The organism is Paenalcaligenes suwonensis (assembly GCF_011290505.1).
Classification (GTDB): domain Bacteria; phylum Pseudomonadota; class Gammaproteobacteria; order Burkholderiales; family Burkholderiaceae_B; genus Paenalcaligenes; species Paenalcaligenes suwonensis.
Window position 1 is genome coordinate 1 of the sequence record NZ_JAANPV010000022.1, and the last position, 881, is coordinate 881.

1 protein-coding gene is annotated in these 881 nt (G+C 50.7%); it reads left to right on the top strand.

What is annotated here, in order from left to right; all coding sequences use genetic code 11:
• On the top strand, positions 1–881 hold an 881-nt coding region (gene tuf, locus GY634_RS17020; protein WP_166409903.1), incomplete at both ends, for an elongation factor Tu.

Sequence of the window (881 nt, forward strand, 5' to 3'; positions counted from 1 at the left end):
GGCGCGATTCTGGTAGTTTCCGCTGCTGACGGCCCAATGCCTCAGACACGTGAACACATCTTGTTGAGCCGTCAGGTTGGTGTACCTTACATCATCGTGTTCCTGAACAAAGCCGACATGGTTGACGACGAAGAGTTGTTGGAATTGGTAGAAATGGAAGTTCGCGAGCTGTTGTCGAACTACGATTTCCCAGGCGACGACACACCGATCGTTAAAGGTTCCGCTAAGCTGGCACTGGAAGGCGACGAAGGCCCATTGGGCAGCCAAGCAGTTTTGGCTTTGGCCGAAGCGCTGGACAGCTACATTCCTACACCAGAACGTGCCGTTGACGGTGCATTCTTGATGCCTGTTGAAGACGTGTTCTCCATCTCCGGTCGCGGTACAGTGGTAACTGGCCGTATCGAGCGTGGTATCGTTAAAGTTGGTGAAGAGATCGAGATCGTTGGTATCCGCGAAACTGTAAAATCCACATGCACGGGCGTTGAAATGTTCCGTAAATTGTTGGATCAAGGTGAAGCAGGCGATAACGTAGGTGTATTGCTGCGTGGTACAAAACGTGAAGACGTTGAACGTGGTCAAGTTTTGGCTAAACCAGGTTCAATCAAACCACACACAGACTTCACAGCTGAAGTGTACATTCTGTCCAAAGAAGAAGGCGGTCGTCACACACCATTCTTCAAAGGCTACCGTCCTCAGTTCTACTTCCGTACAACTGACGTAACCGGTACTATCGAGCTGCCAGAAGACAAAGAAATGGTTCTGCCAGGCGATAACATTTCCATGACAGTGTCGCTGATTGCGCCTATCGCTATGGAAGAAGGTCTGCGTTTCGCGATCCGCGAAGGTGGCCGTACTGTTGGTGCTGGCGTTGTAGCCAAAAT